Here is a 14,980-nt window from a genome sequence, read left to right on the forward strand (position 1 = left end):
TAGTATTTTCTTAATAGATTATAAAAATTCTAATTCACTAAATGCCTTTATAAATTCTTTTACCCCATAATTCTCAAATTCAACTTCAATCATCATATCATCTTCTTTTAATACTTTCCCATCTCCATATTTCTTATGTCTTACCTGCTTTTCTGGTGCTTCATTTACTGGCAGTTCTTCTGATACTTCTTCTATTTTTTCATTTTTTGCTTGTTGAATCTGTTTTTTAAGTTCTTGCAAATTTACATTTTCATTTTTATTTGTATCTTCCTCAATTAATTTATCTGGTATTACAGTGATATATCTACTTGCCCCTGGAATTGTTCCATAAGTATCTGGATTTGTATAATAAGAAAGTTCTAGGTAATCTTTTGCTCTAGTAATCCCAACAAAAAATAATCTTCGTTCTTCATCCTCATCTTTATCCTTAGTATTTAGTGGTATTAATCCATAATTAACTCCTGTAATAAAGACATAAGAAAATTCTAATCCTTTTGAAGCATGTAAAGTCATAAGTCTAACAGAATCTATATCACTTTTTATATCTTTCTTCAAAAAATTTATTCCATACAATGCAGAAGAATTTATAAAATCTCTAAGACCATTTAAAAATATCATTTTCTTTTCCTTAATATATTCCATAATAATATCTAATAAATTACAAATAAATTTCTTATCTTCTTTATATGTAGAAGATGTTGGTCTTATATATTTATCAAATTCAAAATAATTATAAATCTCATCTGATTTTGTAATATTAGAACATTTACTCATAAACTCATTCATTTTTTCAAGTAAGTTAGGTATAAATAAATTTGGTTCTTTTAATATTTTTCTTGCTTCTTCTTCCTTTATTCTTTCTCCATAATCCTTATTACTAAGAACATAAATTCCTGATGTGAAATCTTTAGGATTTAAAGAAAATCTTAATAATTTGATTACCCAATTTAGCACTGGAATATCCCCTATGGTTTTTCTTAGAGAAACTTCATATGGAATATGATTTTTCAAAAATACATCTTCTAAAACTCTAGACTGATCTTGTAATCTATAAAAGATAGCAATTTCATTATAGTCAACACCCAATTCATGTATTTCTTTAATTTTATCTGCTATATATGAAGCTTCATTAAATGCATTATAATGACTTTTTACTGTAATTTTATTTCCTAACTCACGCATTCCTTCAAGGCTTTCTCCTCCCTCCCAAAAATATTTTGCCACTTCTAAAATTGAACTACTAGAACGATAATTAATTGGGAGAGATAATTCCTTTGCTCCATATTTATTCCTTAATATATAAAACACATTAAATGCACTTCCACGCCAACTGTAAATAACTTGATTTGGATCACCTACTGCAAATAATTTAGTATCATTACTTTTTAATTTATCCATAAAATCAAGCTGCAATTTATCGCTATCTTGAATCTCATCAATAATAATCCATTTTGCTCCTATATTGTAATCCTCTAATAAATAATTTGCATTTTTCAAAAGATCTGAAAAAGTCATCTTATTTTGTTTAATCTTTTCTTCTTTTAATACCTGAACAAGCTTAAAAATATCATCATTATACCTTGAGACTTTTTCTTCTTCTTTATCAATTGACATAGCTTGTTCTAACCTTTTCTTTAATCTATTTTTATATTTAATAGTGAGTTTTTTTTCTTCTATGCTTTCCATAGCCATATTTATCTCTTCTTCTGGATTTATAACTATAAAATCCTTTGTATATCCCATTTCTTCTATATATAATTTGTTTTTCAGCAAATGAAGAGCTACACTATGAAATGTTCCAAAACTTTCTAAATCATCCCAATTTACACTCTTATCAGAAGATATTAATCTTTCCTTAATTTCATTGGCAGCTTTATTTGTAAATGTTAAAACAATCATATCATTATAATTAATATTTTTTTCATAATGAAGATAGAGTATCTTTGAGATTAAAACTGTTGTTTTTCCACTTCCAACATTTGCATTTATCACACATGTATCACTTTCATCTAAAACTGCTTCTTTTTGATATTGATTTAATCTCTCTAATTCTTTTTTATAATGCATTATATCCTCCTATTCCAAAAGATTTTCATATCTTCTTTGCAATTTACTTTTTACATCTCTTCTATCTTCTTCAGCTTCAACTCTTACTCTTATCTCTATTCTTACTGGAGCATCTGTATAAAAAGAAAAAATATTTATTAAGCTTTTTTTATTACTTTCTTCCATTACCCATTCTTTATAAAAAGTGCTATTCAGCACTAAAGTTAGAATATTACCAGCTATCTCTATTTTAGGAATAGTGCTTAAAAATGTTGCAAATGTATCTCTATTTTCTAATAAGTATTCACAAAATTCTTTCCATCTAACTTCTAATTCACTAAATTGAAATTGTTTTTTAATAAAGGTTGAAGGAGCATATTCCACTAGTTTAATATCTTTAGGTGGTTCTATTTCTTCTAATAGATTCTTTAATCCCCATAAAACCATATTCTTATCTAATTTATAATCTCCAATACATGCTACACAACCATTTTCACATGTACATCCATTGACCATCTTAATTGCATTTTCTATAATCTGTCCAATTAAATCAAATGACTTTTCTGCATAACCTAAACCACCTATATACTTATCATAGATAAACATAGACACAGAATCACCAAATACTTCTTCAATTCCTACTGCATCATTAGACATAGTAACCCCTATATCCTCTTCTTCTGTCATAGTAACCATTCTAGTAGCAGTTTTAATTGCATAGCATAGCCCTTCAAAGTGATTGTTTCTTATTAATTTTCCATTCTCACTTTCTTTTAAAAGTCTTCTATAAGTTTTAACAACATTATGAGGAATACTTATCCAAATACTTTCTGTATCATAATCTTTAGATAAAGGTCTTTCTAACTGTTGAAAGCCTAAATTTTGATGATTATGAAATTGCAATTTTTTAAACATATAAACAATTTCATCCACATTTACATCACCAAATTCAACTTTTATTCTTTTATAATCAAGTTCCTTACTTCCTTGAATTATTCTAATATTCGTATTACTTCCTGGCATTGTATAATAGTTTCCTGTAAAAGGGATTGCAAATGCAGTTTTACTTTCCAAATCAAGATTTATAACCTGATACTGAAAACCATCATGCATATAAATTGCTCCATTATGAATCTCACGAAAAGCTTGCATTTCATCCATTTCTGTAATCTCTTTATTATTTTCCTTATTAATCAGTTTGTATCTAGATTTATCTATATTTCTTAAACTAAAATCTCCTGCTGGAAAGGAATTTCCACACCATGTAAATTTACCACTTTGACTGTTTAACTCCTTTGCTTTAATTAAAACAGGAATAGTTTCTCCTAAGTCTGGAAAAAGAGAAGTATCATCTAATGTCAACGGTATTTCAGCTGCTGCAGCACGTATATGTGCAAGTTGTATTAAAAGATTATTTTTATCTATTACTGCATTCTCACTGCCATTTTCAAAAAGCCAATCTGGGTTAATTGCTATATACTGATCAAAAGGCAAACTGTCTAAAATCAAATAATTGCTACATCCATTTCCACTTCTACCTGCTCTTCCTGTTTGCTGCCAGAAAGAAGCCCTAGTTCCTGGATATCCAACTAATACTGTTGTATCTATTTTTCCAATATCTATTCCAAGTTCTAAAGCATTTGTTGATACTAATCCACATAAGGCTCCTGTAATCATTTTATTTTCAATTTCTTTACGTTCAACTGGGGTATAACCTCCCCTATACCCAGATATTTTATCTCCTAAAGACTCTCTCAAATAGTTTTCCGTTTCCAATTTATCTCTAGCTTCTTTTAACACTACTTCAACATTTCTTCGTGATTTTGCAAAAGCAATAAAGTTAACATCATTTTCTACTAACTTAGGTAATAAATCTGCTGCAACAGCTGTTGTATGTACTTGCCCATAATATTTTTTATCCTTTCCCATAATCTTTGGAGGCTGGATAAGATTATATTTTCTTTTGGATGCAGGTGAACCATCTTTATCCACTTTAATAAATTTCTGTCCACAGATTTCTTCTGCTAATTCAACGGGATTTGCTATAGTTGCTGAACTGCATAAATATTGTGGTGAAGAATTATAATATTTGCATATTCTTTTTACTCTTCTAAATACATTTGCAAGATGTGAACCAAATGCTCCTCTATAAGTATGTAATTCATCAATTACTATATATTTTAAATTAGAAAATATAAAATCAAATCCAAACTTGCTATGGTTAGGTAAAAATGCAGAGTTTATCATTTCTGGATTTGTTAAAATAATATTTGCACTTTTTCTAATTCTACTTCTTTCATTTACAGGTGTATCTCCATCATATACTCCTGCTGAAATTCTATTTTCTCCGAAATATTCTAGATAAGGCTGTATAGCACGGTATTGATCACTTGCCAGTGCTTTTGTAGGATATATAAAAATTGCTCTTGCCAGTGGATTTGATAAAATTTCATTAAGAACTGGTAGTAAAAAACCCAGAGTTTTTCCACTGGCTGTAGAGGTTGTTATAACAATATTATTATTTTCTACTGCTTTCTCAAACATCTCTGCTTGATGAGAATATAATTTTGTAATTCCTTTTTGAAAAAGATATCCACATAATTCCTTAGATAATTTGTTTGGAAAATTTGAATACTTTCCTTCTCTCTTTGGTATTGTTTTTTTATATATAATTAAATGATTTAGATTCATCAGTATTTCTCCTATTCTGCTAAATTACTTTTAATTATATATCAAATTTGAAACAAATTTACTATTATAGCCACAATATATATTAAATTTCTTTATAGTAATGTGTATTCAAAAAGTGTTGGTGATGGTTAGAAAATATTAAAGTGGTAGTTGATCATAGAATAAACTATTTCAGAAGAAATTTAAACCAATTGATATGTTGTTTTTATGAACTAGAGAAACAAATCTATATGTAGTTGTTCTGCCTAAATGCTTTGAAATTTTCCATATATCCTGTATTATCTAATAAAGCCACCAAAACTTTACTATTAAAATTTAGGTAGCTTTATACTTTTCTTTTGTTTGAGTATAATTAAATAACTTTTCTTTTCAAAATTAAGCTTATCACTTTGAGTTAACTCCAAGCCAAGTAACACTTACAAATTTTTTACCTATGATTAAATTCTATAACTCTTCTAAAATAGAATTATTTAAAAATTTTCTTTTTTGTATTTTTAATTGTATTACAATATTAAAAAGTAAAGCTAGTACTAATAGCACTAGTGCAATTAATACTATATTATGTAACCCACCATACATAACCTGTTTCATAAGTGGTAATAAATTTTTAGGCAAATCCCCTGCACTTTGAGAATCGCTTAATTTATTTAACATATCAATAGAAATTATTCCATTAGATTCAGATACACCTTTAATCAAGGCATGATTTAGAATTACCCCATATATTGATGACATAAATGTTTGACTCAAAATACGTAAAAGGTATGCAAATGATGTTGCAATTGGAATATCTCTTTTTTCTGCATCTTCTTGTACACTAATTTGTAAAACATTAAAACTTAATCCTAGACCAAAACCTTGAAATGCTCCTGCTACTAATAGAAACCATAATGGCACACTCATTCCAGATAACACCATAATACCAAAGGCAATTATAAAAGATAAAGTTCCAAAGGCTATCATACGGTATTTACCAACTTGTGCTTGCATAGATGATCCAACCACTGAACCAACAAAATTTGTAATAGAGCCTGGAATCTGAGTTGCTCCTCCAATTAATGCACTTACACCCATTAATCCTTGTGCCCACATTGGTATGTAGATATTAAAAGCAACAAAAGCTCCCCATAAAATAGAAAATAGTATAAAATCAATCACTAGTGGTTTATTTTTAAAAAGTCTATTAGGAATTATAGGATCAATAGCCTTTTCTTCGACTTTAAATAATACACCTAATAAAATTAAACCAAAAATAATTAATATGCTAACTAAACTTAATGAACCTGTCTCTATCATTTGAATTCCTGTTAAAAGTGTTACTAAACTGATTACCATTATGCCAGCACCTAAATAATCAACTTTTTCACCTGAAGAAATTCTTTTAGGTTCTTTAAAGAAAATTTGAACACTTACTATTGAAATTAATGCAATTGGAATATTAATATAGAATACCCAATGCCAACTAAACGTGTCTACTATCCAACCACCAATTAGTGGTCCAATAATTGAAGCTGCACTAAAGCTTGCTGTAGCATACCCAATAACCTTTGCCCTCTTCTTTAAATCAGTATATAAGTCTGCATAAATAATAAATGGAATAGTATTCATTCCACCTGCACCTATTCCCATAACAGCTCTTGCAATCAAGAAAATGATAATATTGCTTGATAATGCTTGAAATACCGAACCAGTTGCAAATAATAATGTAGCTATCTGATAAGTTCTTCTGTTACCGATACGTTCTCCTAATTTACTCCAGAGTGGAGTTACTACCGCCATTCCTAATAAAAAAACAGCTACTATCCATCCCATGTATTGAAGTGCATGTAAATCACTTATGATTGCTGGTAAAGCAGTGTTAACAATTGTCCCATCTAACCCTGCCATTGCATTTGATAATAACAGTGCTAGTGTTACAATCAAAGTTCCTTTCTTACTCATCTTTTGAAAACTCCTTTTTGAATTTTAATTCCAAGCTATATGCTCAATTGAAAACATATAGCTTGAAAATCTATTTGTTATTCTTTGGTTATAAATCACCTTACAGTAACATTTTTTCCTTTTCAATTATTTTATCTTCATATTTTGAAATTTTAAACTCTAGCCTTTCAAGAGTTTTTTTCATATCCTCTATTCTTGTTTCAAGTTGTTTATGTTGCTCCTTTAGAAGCTCTTTTCTTGTCTCAATTGTTTCATCACCTTGTTGAAACAATTGTATATACTCAATCAACACTTCAATTTTAAGCCCTGAATTACGCATACATTTAACAAAATTAACCCAATTACAATCTTCTTCTGTATAATCTCTAATCCCACTTTTATTGCGATTAACACTAGGAATTAATCCAATTCGTTCATAATATCGAAGAGTATCTTGAGAAAGATCAAATTTTTTACTTACCTCTGTAATGGTCATATAACTTCACCTCCATCAAATCCTTCTCCACCAATACCTATAGCATTTACCTTTATTCCTGTTCTTCCCAAAATTCTATATTCCATAATAAAATCACCCTACTCAAGCATATCACTTAGAGTTAACTCTAAGTCAAGTAACCTTTATAAAAAAACTTGTAAAATGAAAACTTAACTGAAAAACTTTATAAAAAAACTCTTTACACTTTCTAATTTAAAAGTAAGTGTAAAGAGTACTTCAATTTAAATTTCCATATTTTAAATATCACAATGCTAATTATCTGTTCTTTTTAATTCCTTTTCTTTTTTAGTCACTATTTCTTCATATACTTTTATCTTGTAGTCTAAACGTTCTAGTGTTTTTTTCATATTTTCCATTTTCTCTATTAACTGTTTACGTTGTTCTACTAACAACTCTTTTCTTGCCAAAACAGTTTCATCACCTTTTTGAAAAAGTGTAACATACTCAATTAATATTTCAATTGGAAGACCTGCACTTCTCATGCATTTTATAAATTCTACCCATCTACAATCTTCCTCAGTATAGTCTCTAATTCCACTCTTACTACGATTCACTTCTGGAATCAGTCCAACACGTTCATAGTATCTAAGTGTATCTGCTGAAAGTTTATATTTTTTACTTACTTCTGTAATTGTCATATGAAATCACCTCTTCCCTGACATTATAACACTTAGACTCTATTCACAGTCAATAATTTATTTCTTTATATTAGATAGCTATGAATAGCATAACTTTTTTCTGTAAATAATAAAAATAAAATAAGGTGGTGATGTTAATGGGCAGTTCCCAATACAATAGAAACAAAAATGATAAGAGTAATGTTGATAAAATGAAAGGTAAAAATAATAATGATAAAGGTAACAATCAAGTAAAATCAGTTTAATTATCACTAATACTATTAAACAGAAAAGTAGTCCTATGACTACTTTTTCTGATATTACAACATTCTAAATTTATATTATTTTCTATATAAAAAATTTTACTTATAACTCTTTTCTATATTCATTCATTATTTCACACAAAATACCAGATGATGAGACCTTTGGAGAAAAGATAATTGCATTGGCTCCTGCTTGTATGGTTTCATTTATAGATTCATCTGTAGGCCCTCCCGTTGCTATTATTGGTATATCCTGAAAATTTTTTCTAATTGTGTTAACTATTTTTGATGTATTCTTACCTCCAGATACATTTAAAATTGTTGCTCCAGATTTTATTCTTTTAGCGAAATCCTCATTTTCAGATACAACTGTTACTATAATAGGTATATCTATAGTTGCCCTAAGTTTTTTAACTACTTCATTGCTTGTTGGTGCATTTACAACAACTCCTATTGCTCCTTTAAATTCTGCATCCATGGCTATATTTATAACTCTTTTCCCTTGAGTTATTCCACCTCCTACACCACAAAATACTGGAACATCTGCTGCCATAACAAGAGCCTGTGTTATCAGTGGTTGTGGAGTAAATGGGTATACTGCAATTATGGCATCTGCATTACTATTTCTTATTAATGCAACATCAGTACTATATAGTAGAGACTTTATCCTTTTACCAAAAATCTCAATACCTCCACAATTTTTAATGACCTTAGGCACCTCAACCACATAATTTCTTAATGTACCTTTTATTTGTGGAACAAACTTTTCTTCTTTTTTTATCATAATTTTTCCCCTCTATAAATGAATTTACAAGTTTATCAATCTAGATAATCTTACCTATTAAAGATTTTTATAGCTTTCTTAGTATTTTTTCATCTTTGTATATTATCTATTCATATCTTGAAAACAAAAAAATTTCCTATCAACTGTTGTATCATAATAAATATAACAATAAATAGGAAAATTTTTATTCAAATTTTTTTACATTCTATTCTTCATAGCAAATAATAGGAGTTCCACCTTCTATATTTTCAAAAATTGTTTTAGCTAAATATAATGGAGCATTTACACATCCATGAGTTCCGTTTCCCTTATATATTGTACCTCCAAAAGAATTTCTCCAACTTGCATCATGTATCCCTATATTGCCATTAAAAGGCATCCAATAAGTTACATTTGTCTCATAATTCTCTCCTCTTAAAGTTGATCCTTTTTGTTTATAATTAAGCATATAAACTCCTAACTTTGTAGAGTTCCCTTTATTAGGATTTCCTGTTACCACATCTCCTTGAGTTATAAGTTTTCCATTCTTATAAAACCATAAATATTGTCTTGTTATATTTATTTCTACATAAGTATTTCCAATATCATTTTCATCTCTATACAAGGCCTTTTGAACATATATAGGTTCTTTTTCAATTGATTCACCAATTTTTATATTTTCTAATAAAGCTTTTCTCTCAGCATAACAATCAATTTTCCAGCCATAAAAACCACCTTTGACATCCAAAATTTTATTTGCAGATGATTTAAATTTTCTTGTTATACCAACAGTGTCATATTTTTTACTTAATCCTTGCATATATTCAAATGCCAATTTTTCATTTATTACTATATCTAAATTATCATTAACACTAAGCCACTTATTTATTATCTCCTTATCTACTACTTCACTTTTATTTCCAAATAAATAAGTTATTTTCGCTGATACATACTTATTTAACAAATCCTTAGTTTCACTAGTTTTTTCTGAACTTAAAGTATATTTGGGATCATCATAACAAAGATTTTCATCTAAATCCAATTTTGTTTTTCCTTTTAATATACTTGCTTTAATAGCTTCATTTAATTTATCTTTATATATCTTATTCCCATATACCTCTTTAACCTCTTCATAAGTTCCATTTATATACTTAAAGCCTACATTTTGAGATTCTATGACCTCATTGTTTAAACAATTTAATTTATTTATTTTATTTTCTAAGTTATCATTATTGTAAGTAAAAAAATCCTCTACATAATATTCTTGTTTATTTAATATAGCACTTATCCATTTAAATGAATTCTGTGAGTTATAAATCTTTGAAATATCACTATTTTCATTATATTTAATGCCTATATCTTGTCCTAGTATTTCTTCAATTTCTCCATTCCTTTCAATTAACTGTATTTTATAATCATTAGTATACGATTTAAATATATCATTTGCTTCATTATGTGATTTTAGTGATACATTTACTCCATTTATTACTGTATTGAAAAAATAATGATTTGCAAAATATAATGAAATAATTAGATATACTAATAAAATTGAGGCTATTATTATAATATATTTTCCTATAAGCTTACTTTTAAAAAATTCTTTTATTCTAATTCCCATATTGATTTTTATCCCTTATTCTAAATAAATTTTTAACATAATAATTAATTTATAATATGATTGAATTTTATATTTTAAAACTTAATATATAAAAACACTTATATAAAAAAGTTTTAATTGATTTATCTTTTTCAAATGCAAAAAAGTTCATCAGAGTTTTCTCCAACAAACTTTTATAAAATCTATTTAAATATCAATCCCCATTAAATATATCTTGAATAAATTTCTCAAAATTTTCTCTTTGAGTATGTCCATTATTCAGATATATTTCTTTCGAAGTTAATATACTATTTAATTCCAAAGCGCCCAATGAGTCCATTTGATAAAATTTATCTTTTTCATATAAATCTCTTAACCTTTTTCCTATTTCTAAAAGACTTTCATAATGCATTCCATTTGAGAATCCTCTAATTTTATATTTATCTTCATTTCCCTTAGAAAAAAATAATGATTTAGCTAACCAACCATCATCAGCTTTTCTCCCTCTAGTAGAGTTTGCTAAAACAAAATTAATATAATCAGTAAACTCTCTGAATCTTCCTGAAAATGTCTTTATCCCCAATATAGGATACCATAATCCTTTTATTTTCCCACTATTAGTTCCTGATGACCTAAAATAAGCTAATGTTACTCTTTCTATTCCATAAACATATTTAATATTAACATCTATTAATCCAATCATTCTAAAAGGCTTTTTTGAATATACATTTGCTCTAAAACTTTCAGGGTATATTTTTATTATTTCAATTGAATTTGACACAATATACAACTCCTCTATTCAATCCAATTATTATTTGGAAAAACCATGTGATGTAAATACTAAGATATCAAATCACATGGTTTCTTTTTAATGTCAATTCATATTTTTAATTTTTTCTAGTTGCTGTTTTATCTCTTCAATGCTTTTATAGTTCCCATCAATATTCATGAGCTTTTTTAGGAAAATCTTTTCTTCTGAATTTAAATCTAGTTCTTCATACCAAGGTTTTTCTTCTGAGTCAGTTTCTTTGTAAGATGAATAATATAAATGAATTAAAAAATCTCCTATAAACCAGTAGTCTATTTCTCGTTCATATTTCTGATTGTCTATAATTCTAGCTAGTCCAAAATCTATTAGAGCTAGTTCTTTATTTTCTTTTAAGATTACATTAGGAAGTCTAATATCTCGGTGTACTATATTTTTATTATGCAATATCTCTATCATTTCTAAAAGTTGACTCCCAATCTGATAAATTTCATTTTTGCTAAATTCATGTCCATCTCTAGCTAATATATCTTCAAATACTTTTCCTTCTATATATCCTAATATATAGCCTTCTCTGTATTTGTCTTTAAATTTTGATATAAACTTAGGGAAGTTGTCATGGTCTAAACTTTTTAATAAATTCTCCTCATAAAACAATTTTTCTCTAGTTCTTTCAAGCATGTCTTTTTTTAATTGTTTCACTATACATTTTTCACCTTTATCATTAATAGCCAGATATGCAATTCCATATCTTCCTTCCCCTAATATCTTAAGAATAGAATATCCCTCTACTATTTCTTTGATTTTATAATATTTATCCATAGTAATAATCTCTATTCATACATTTACAAAAAATATTTCTATCTGCTATATGATTGACTATATGGTTTGCTATATTTGCTATATGAGCTGTCTGAGCTACTATATGAGCTATCTGAACTACTATATGAGTTACTGTTTGAGCTACTTTGTGATTTACTTGAACTACTATATGAGTTACTGTTTGAGCTGCTTTGTGATTTACTTGAACTACTGTATGAGTTACTGTTTGAGCTGCTTTGTGATTTACTTGAACTATTTGAACTACTAAATGATCTGCTTGAACTATTTGAGCTACTTGAACTTCTTGAATTGCTTGAACTTCTTGAGCTACTTGAATTACTTGCACTACTTATACTACTAAATGAGTTGCTTGCGCTACTTTTAGATTTCTTCACTTTATAATGATTATGCCCTTTACATGATTGATTTACATAAAACCCCATAATTTATACCCCTCTTTTGTTTTTTTAAGCCGTTTATAAGCTTCCTTATATTAATATAATATGAAAGCAATTCATGTTATGTTACCTGTTTAATATTAAAAAATATGTATTTCTACGAATATAATTCACAAATAAATTGCTTTTATTTATTTCTAATAATATATATATCTTTCATAATAAATAAAGAAATATAACTAAATGTCATTACTCACTTGACATTATAAATAGAAGAAGAATAGAATCAAATTAGTTTATTTAATTTGGGGAATATGGAGGAAAAAGAATTGAATAAAAATATTAATCTTTATAATAGGAAAGCTCTATATTATGAAACAGACCAGATGGGCATTATACACCATTCAAATTATATTCGTTGGTTTGAGGAATCTAGAATTGATTTTTTAGATCAGATAGGCTTTGGTTATAAAATCATGGAAGATAGTGGAATAATAAGTCCTGTAATGAGTGTAAGTTGCCAATATAAATCTATGGTTCACTTTGATGATAAAGTTATTATTGTCCCAAAGATTGAAACTTTTACTGGGGTTAAACTCATTATTTCATACAGAGTAATAGATTCTACTACTAAGGAAATTAGAACTACTGGATTAAGCACTCACTGCTTCTTAAATAAAAATGGCAGACCTGTTTCCCTTAAAAGAGAAAATGAAGAAATGTATCATGCCATTGAAGAATTTATAGGTGTAGATATTCTAGAAGAAACTCTAGCTAATTTTTAATTGATGTGAATTATCAAAACCAAGTAATCGAAAAAATGTTTTTAGAAATAATTATTTTACAAAAAAAAATTCCAACAGATAATTAATTAACTATCTATCTGTTGGGACTTTTTAATATTAATTCTAATTTAAATAACTTATTATCTATAATTTATTGGGGTAACTTTATAATTCTTCAATATATTTCTTAGTAGTTCCCCAGAAATAATTGCTTGAATTCATCTCATAATAAACAAGATTGATATCTTCTATATTAACTTCAACATATTTCGCAATTTCAGAAATTATTAAATCAGCTAGTTTTTCTTTAAACTTATTACTTCTACCCGAAAACATTGTAACTTCTACAAACACAAAGTTCTTATCTCTACTTTCATGAATTGATCTATATTCTGATTCATATAACATTACTTGTCCAATTTTCTCATCTAAATCTAAAGCAATTGGTATTATTTCTCTAACAGCTTGTACTATTTTATTTTTGCTTTCAATACTCATTACATTAGAGATGTGTATTTTTATTTGTGGCACCATCTATCACCCCCCTCATATATTATAGATAAACTACAGTACTCTCTCAACATAATTTTTTACTTATAAATAAAAAAGAAGAAACTCCTATAAGTTGAGTTTCCCCTTACATAAATTTTATCTAAAAACATATCTTTATATTTTAATTTTCTTAGATTTGAGAAAGTGTTTCTATGATTTTATCTGTATATTCAGATGTTCCAAGTTTTCCTCCTAAATCATGAGTAACTGATATCCCTTCTGCAAGAACTTTTGAAATAGCTTTTTCAATTTTATCTGCAGCTTCTGTTTCACCTAGATATCTTAACATTTGTACTCCTGAAAGCATCATAGCTGTTGGGTTTGCTAAATTCTTACCTGCTATAGTTGGAGCGCTTCCATGTACAGCTTCAAATATGGCTATGTCTTTCCCCATATTTACACCTGGTGCAACTCCTAACCCGCCAACAAGGCCAGCACATAAATCAGATACTATATCACCATAAAGATTAGGTAATACAAGAACATCATAATTTTCTGGTGTTTGAACTAAATTCATACACATTGCATCTACTATCATATCTTCAAATTCTATATCAGGATATTCTTTTGAAATCTCTCTAGCTATATTAAGATACATCCCATCGGTGCATTTCATGATATTAGCCTTATGTACAGCAGTAACTTTTTTCCTACCTTCTCTTCTTGCAAAATCAAAAGCATATCTTATTATTCTTTCGCAACCTTTTCTAGTAAATATCTTTATACTTTCAGCTGCATCTTCTCCAATCATATGCTCTACACCAGCATATAGATCTTCTGTATTTTCTCTAACAATAATAATATCTACATTTTCATATCTTGATGGTATTCCTTTATATGTTTTAGCTGGTCTAACATTAGCATATAAATCAAATTCTTTTCTAAGTGCAACATTAACACTTCTAAAACCAGTACCAACTGGTGTTGTGATTGGTCCCTTTATTGCAATTTTATTATTTCTTATTGATTCCTTTACAGCTTCTGGAAGAGGAGTTCCATATTCTTTAATCATATTTTCTCCTGCCTCTTGTATATCCCAATCAATTTTAACCCCTGAAGCCTCTATTAATCTTTTGGTTGCATTTGCAACTTCTGGCCCAATTCCATCCCCCGGTATTAATGTTATCTTGTACATGTAATCACTCCCTTTATTATTTTGAATATTTATTACTTATTGCAATTAAACATTTATAATTATACCATATTCTAATTATAAGATGCAGTTCTTTTATCAACCTCTAAA

Annotated in this window: 13 protein-coding genes; 1 reads left to right on the plus strand and 12 read right to left on the minus strand. The window is 27.8% G+C overall.

Going from position 1 to position 14,980, the window contains the following annotated elements; genetic code table 11:
• Positions 1-18: 18 nt before the first annotated feature.
• The 10 genes from NNC19_RS06975 to NNC19_RS07020 form a co-directional block, all read right to left on the minus strand.
• Entirely contained in the window at positions 19-2,067 is a 2,049-nt protein-coding gene (locus tag NNC19_RS06975; RefSeq protein WP_310937907.1) for an ATP-dependent helicase, read from the minus strand.
• Positions 2,068-2,076: 9 nt separating this feature from the next.
• A complete protein-coding gene (locus NNC19_RS06980) occupies positions 2,077-4,737 on the minus strand; it encodes a DEAD/DEAH box helicase (RefSeq protein ID WP_310937908.1) in 2,661 nt (886 codons plus the stop codon).
• A 444-nt stretch (positions 4,738-5,181) separates the two neighbouring features.
• Complete coding sequence (locus tag NNC19_RS06985; RefSeq protein WP_310937909.1) at positions 5,182-6,678, minus strand: MFS transporter; 1,497 nt, start codon at positions 6,676-6,678, stop codon at positions 5,182-5,184.
• 100 nt (positions 6,679-6,778) lie between these two features.
• Positions 6,779-7,153 carry a MerR family transcriptional regulator gene (locus NNC19_RS06990; protein WP_310937910.1) on the minus strand — a complete coding sequence of 125 codons (375 nt, stop codon included), beginning with the start codon at positions 7,151-7,153 and terminating at the stop codon, positions 6,779-6,781.
• Positions 7,154-7,425: 272 nt separating this feature from the next.
• Complete coding sequence (locus NNC19_RS06995) at positions 7,426-7,812, minus strand: MerR family transcriptional regulator (protein WP_310937911.1); 387 nt, start codon at positions 7,810-7,812, stop codon at positions 7,426-7,428.
• Between the two features lie 345 nt (positions 7,813-8,157).
• Positions 8,158-8,838 (minus strand): hydrolase, encoded by a 681-nt coding sequence (locus NNC19_RS07000; protein ID WP_310937912.1) that lies wholly within the window; start codon positions 8,836-8,838, stop codon positions 8,158-8,160.
• 205 nt (positions 8,839-9,043) lie between these two features.
• Positions 9,044-10,435: a L,D-transpeptidase family protein gene (locus NNC19_RS07005; RefSeq protein WP_310937913.1), complete on the minus strand. Its 1,392-nt coding sequence runs from the start codon at positions 10,433-10,435 to the stop codon at positions 9,044-9,046.
• Between the two features lie 193 nt (positions 10,436-10,628).
• Positions 10,629-11,195 (minus strand): hypothetical protein, encoded by a 567-nt coding sequence (locus tag NNC19_RS07010; RefSeq protein ID WP_310937914.1) that lies wholly within the window; start codon positions 11,193-11,195, stop codon positions 10,629-10,631.
• A 93-nt stretch (positions 11,196-11,288) separates the two neighbouring features.
• Positions 11,289-12,002 (minus strand): protein kinase family protein, encoded by a 714-nt coding sequence (locus NNC19_RS07015; RefSeq protein WP_310937915.1) that lies wholly within the window; start codon positions 12,000-12,002, stop codon positions 11,289-11,291.
• Positions 11,995-12,348, minus strand: a complete 354-nt coding sequence (locus NNC19_RS07020; RefSeq protein ID WP_310937916.1) for a hypothetical protein — start codon at positions 12,346-12,348, stop codon at positions 11,995-11,997. The genes NNC19_RS07015 and NNC19_RS07020 overlap by 8 nt, the downstream gene beginning before the upstream one ends.
• Before the next feature lie 381 nt (positions 12,349-12,729).
• Here NNC19_RS07020 and NNC19_RS07025 point away from each other — a divergent pair, with 381 nt between their 5' ends.
• Positions 12,730-13,185 (plus strand): acyl-CoA thioesterase, encoded by a 456-nt coding sequence (locus NNC19_RS07025; RefSeq protein ID WP_396136401.1) that lies wholly within the window; start codon positions 12,730-12,732, stop codon positions 13,183-13,185.
• Between the two features lie 165 nt (positions 13,186-13,350).
• Here the strand turns inward: NNC19_RS07025 and NNC19_RS07030 are convergent, their stop codons facing one another.
• Entirely contained in the window at positions 13,351-13,719 is a 369-nt protein-coding gene (locus NNC19_RS07030; protein WP_310937918.1) for a tautomerase family protein, read from the minus strand.
• A gap of 148 nt (positions 13,720-13,867) precedes the next feature.
• Positions 13,868-14,872 carry an isocitrate/isopropylmalate family dehydrogenase gene (locus NNC19_RS07035; RefSeq protein WP_310937919.1) on the minus strand — a complete coding sequence of 335 codons (1,005 nt, stop codon included), beginning with the start codon at positions 14,870-14,872 and terminating at the stop codon, positions 13,868-13,870.
• Between the last annotated feature and the right edge of the window lie 108 nt (positions 14,873-14,980).

This window comes from Clostridium sp. SHJSY1 (assembly GCF_031626875.1).
GTDB lineage: Bacteria > Bacillota > Clostridia > Clostridiales > Clostridiaceae > Clostridium.

Excerpts from the sequence above, each read along its gene's own strand:
- NNC19_RS07035 (WP_310937919.1), bottom strand. The coding sequence starts at position 14,872 with ATGTACAAGATAACATTAATACCGGGGGATGGAATTGGGCCAGAAGTT.
- NNC19_RS07000 (WP_310937912.1), bottom strand. The coding sequence starts at position 8,838 with ATGATAAAAAAAGAAGAAAAGTTTGTTCCACAAATAAAAGGTACATTA.
- NNC19_RS07015 (WP_310937915.1), bottom strand. The coding sequence starts at position 12,002 with ATGGATAAATATTATAAAATCAAAGAAATAGTAGAGGGATATTCTATT.
- NNC19_RS06980 (WP_310937908.1), bottom strand. The coding sequence starts at position 4,737 with ATGAATCTAAATCATTTAATTATATATAAAAAAACAATACCAAAGAGA.
- NNC19_RS07030 (WP_310937918.1), bottom strand. The coding sequence starts at position 13,719 with ATGGTGCCACAAATAAAAATACACATCTCTAATGTAATGAGTATTGAA.
- NNC19_RS06985 (WP_310937909.1), bottom strand. The coding sequence starts at position 6,678 with ATGAGTAAGAAAGGAACTTTGATTGTAACACTAGCACTGTTATTATCA.
- NNC19_RS06975 (WP_310937907.1), bottom strand. The coding sequence starts at position 2,067 with ATGCATTATAAAAAAGAATTAGAGAGATTAAATCAATATCAAAAAGAA.
- NNC19_RS06990 (WP_310937910.1), bottom strand. The coding sequence starts at position 7,153 with ATGACCATTACAGAGGTAAGTAAAAAATTTGATCTTTCTCAAGATACT.
- NNC19_RS06995 (WP_310937911.1), bottom strand. The coding sequence starts at position 7,812 with ATGACAATTACAGAAGTAAGTAAAAAATATAAACTTTCAGCAGATACA.
- NNC19_RS07005 (WP_310937913.1), bottom strand. The coding sequence starts at position 10,435 with ATGGGAATTAGAATAAAAGAATTTTTTAAAAGTAAGCTTATAGGAAAA.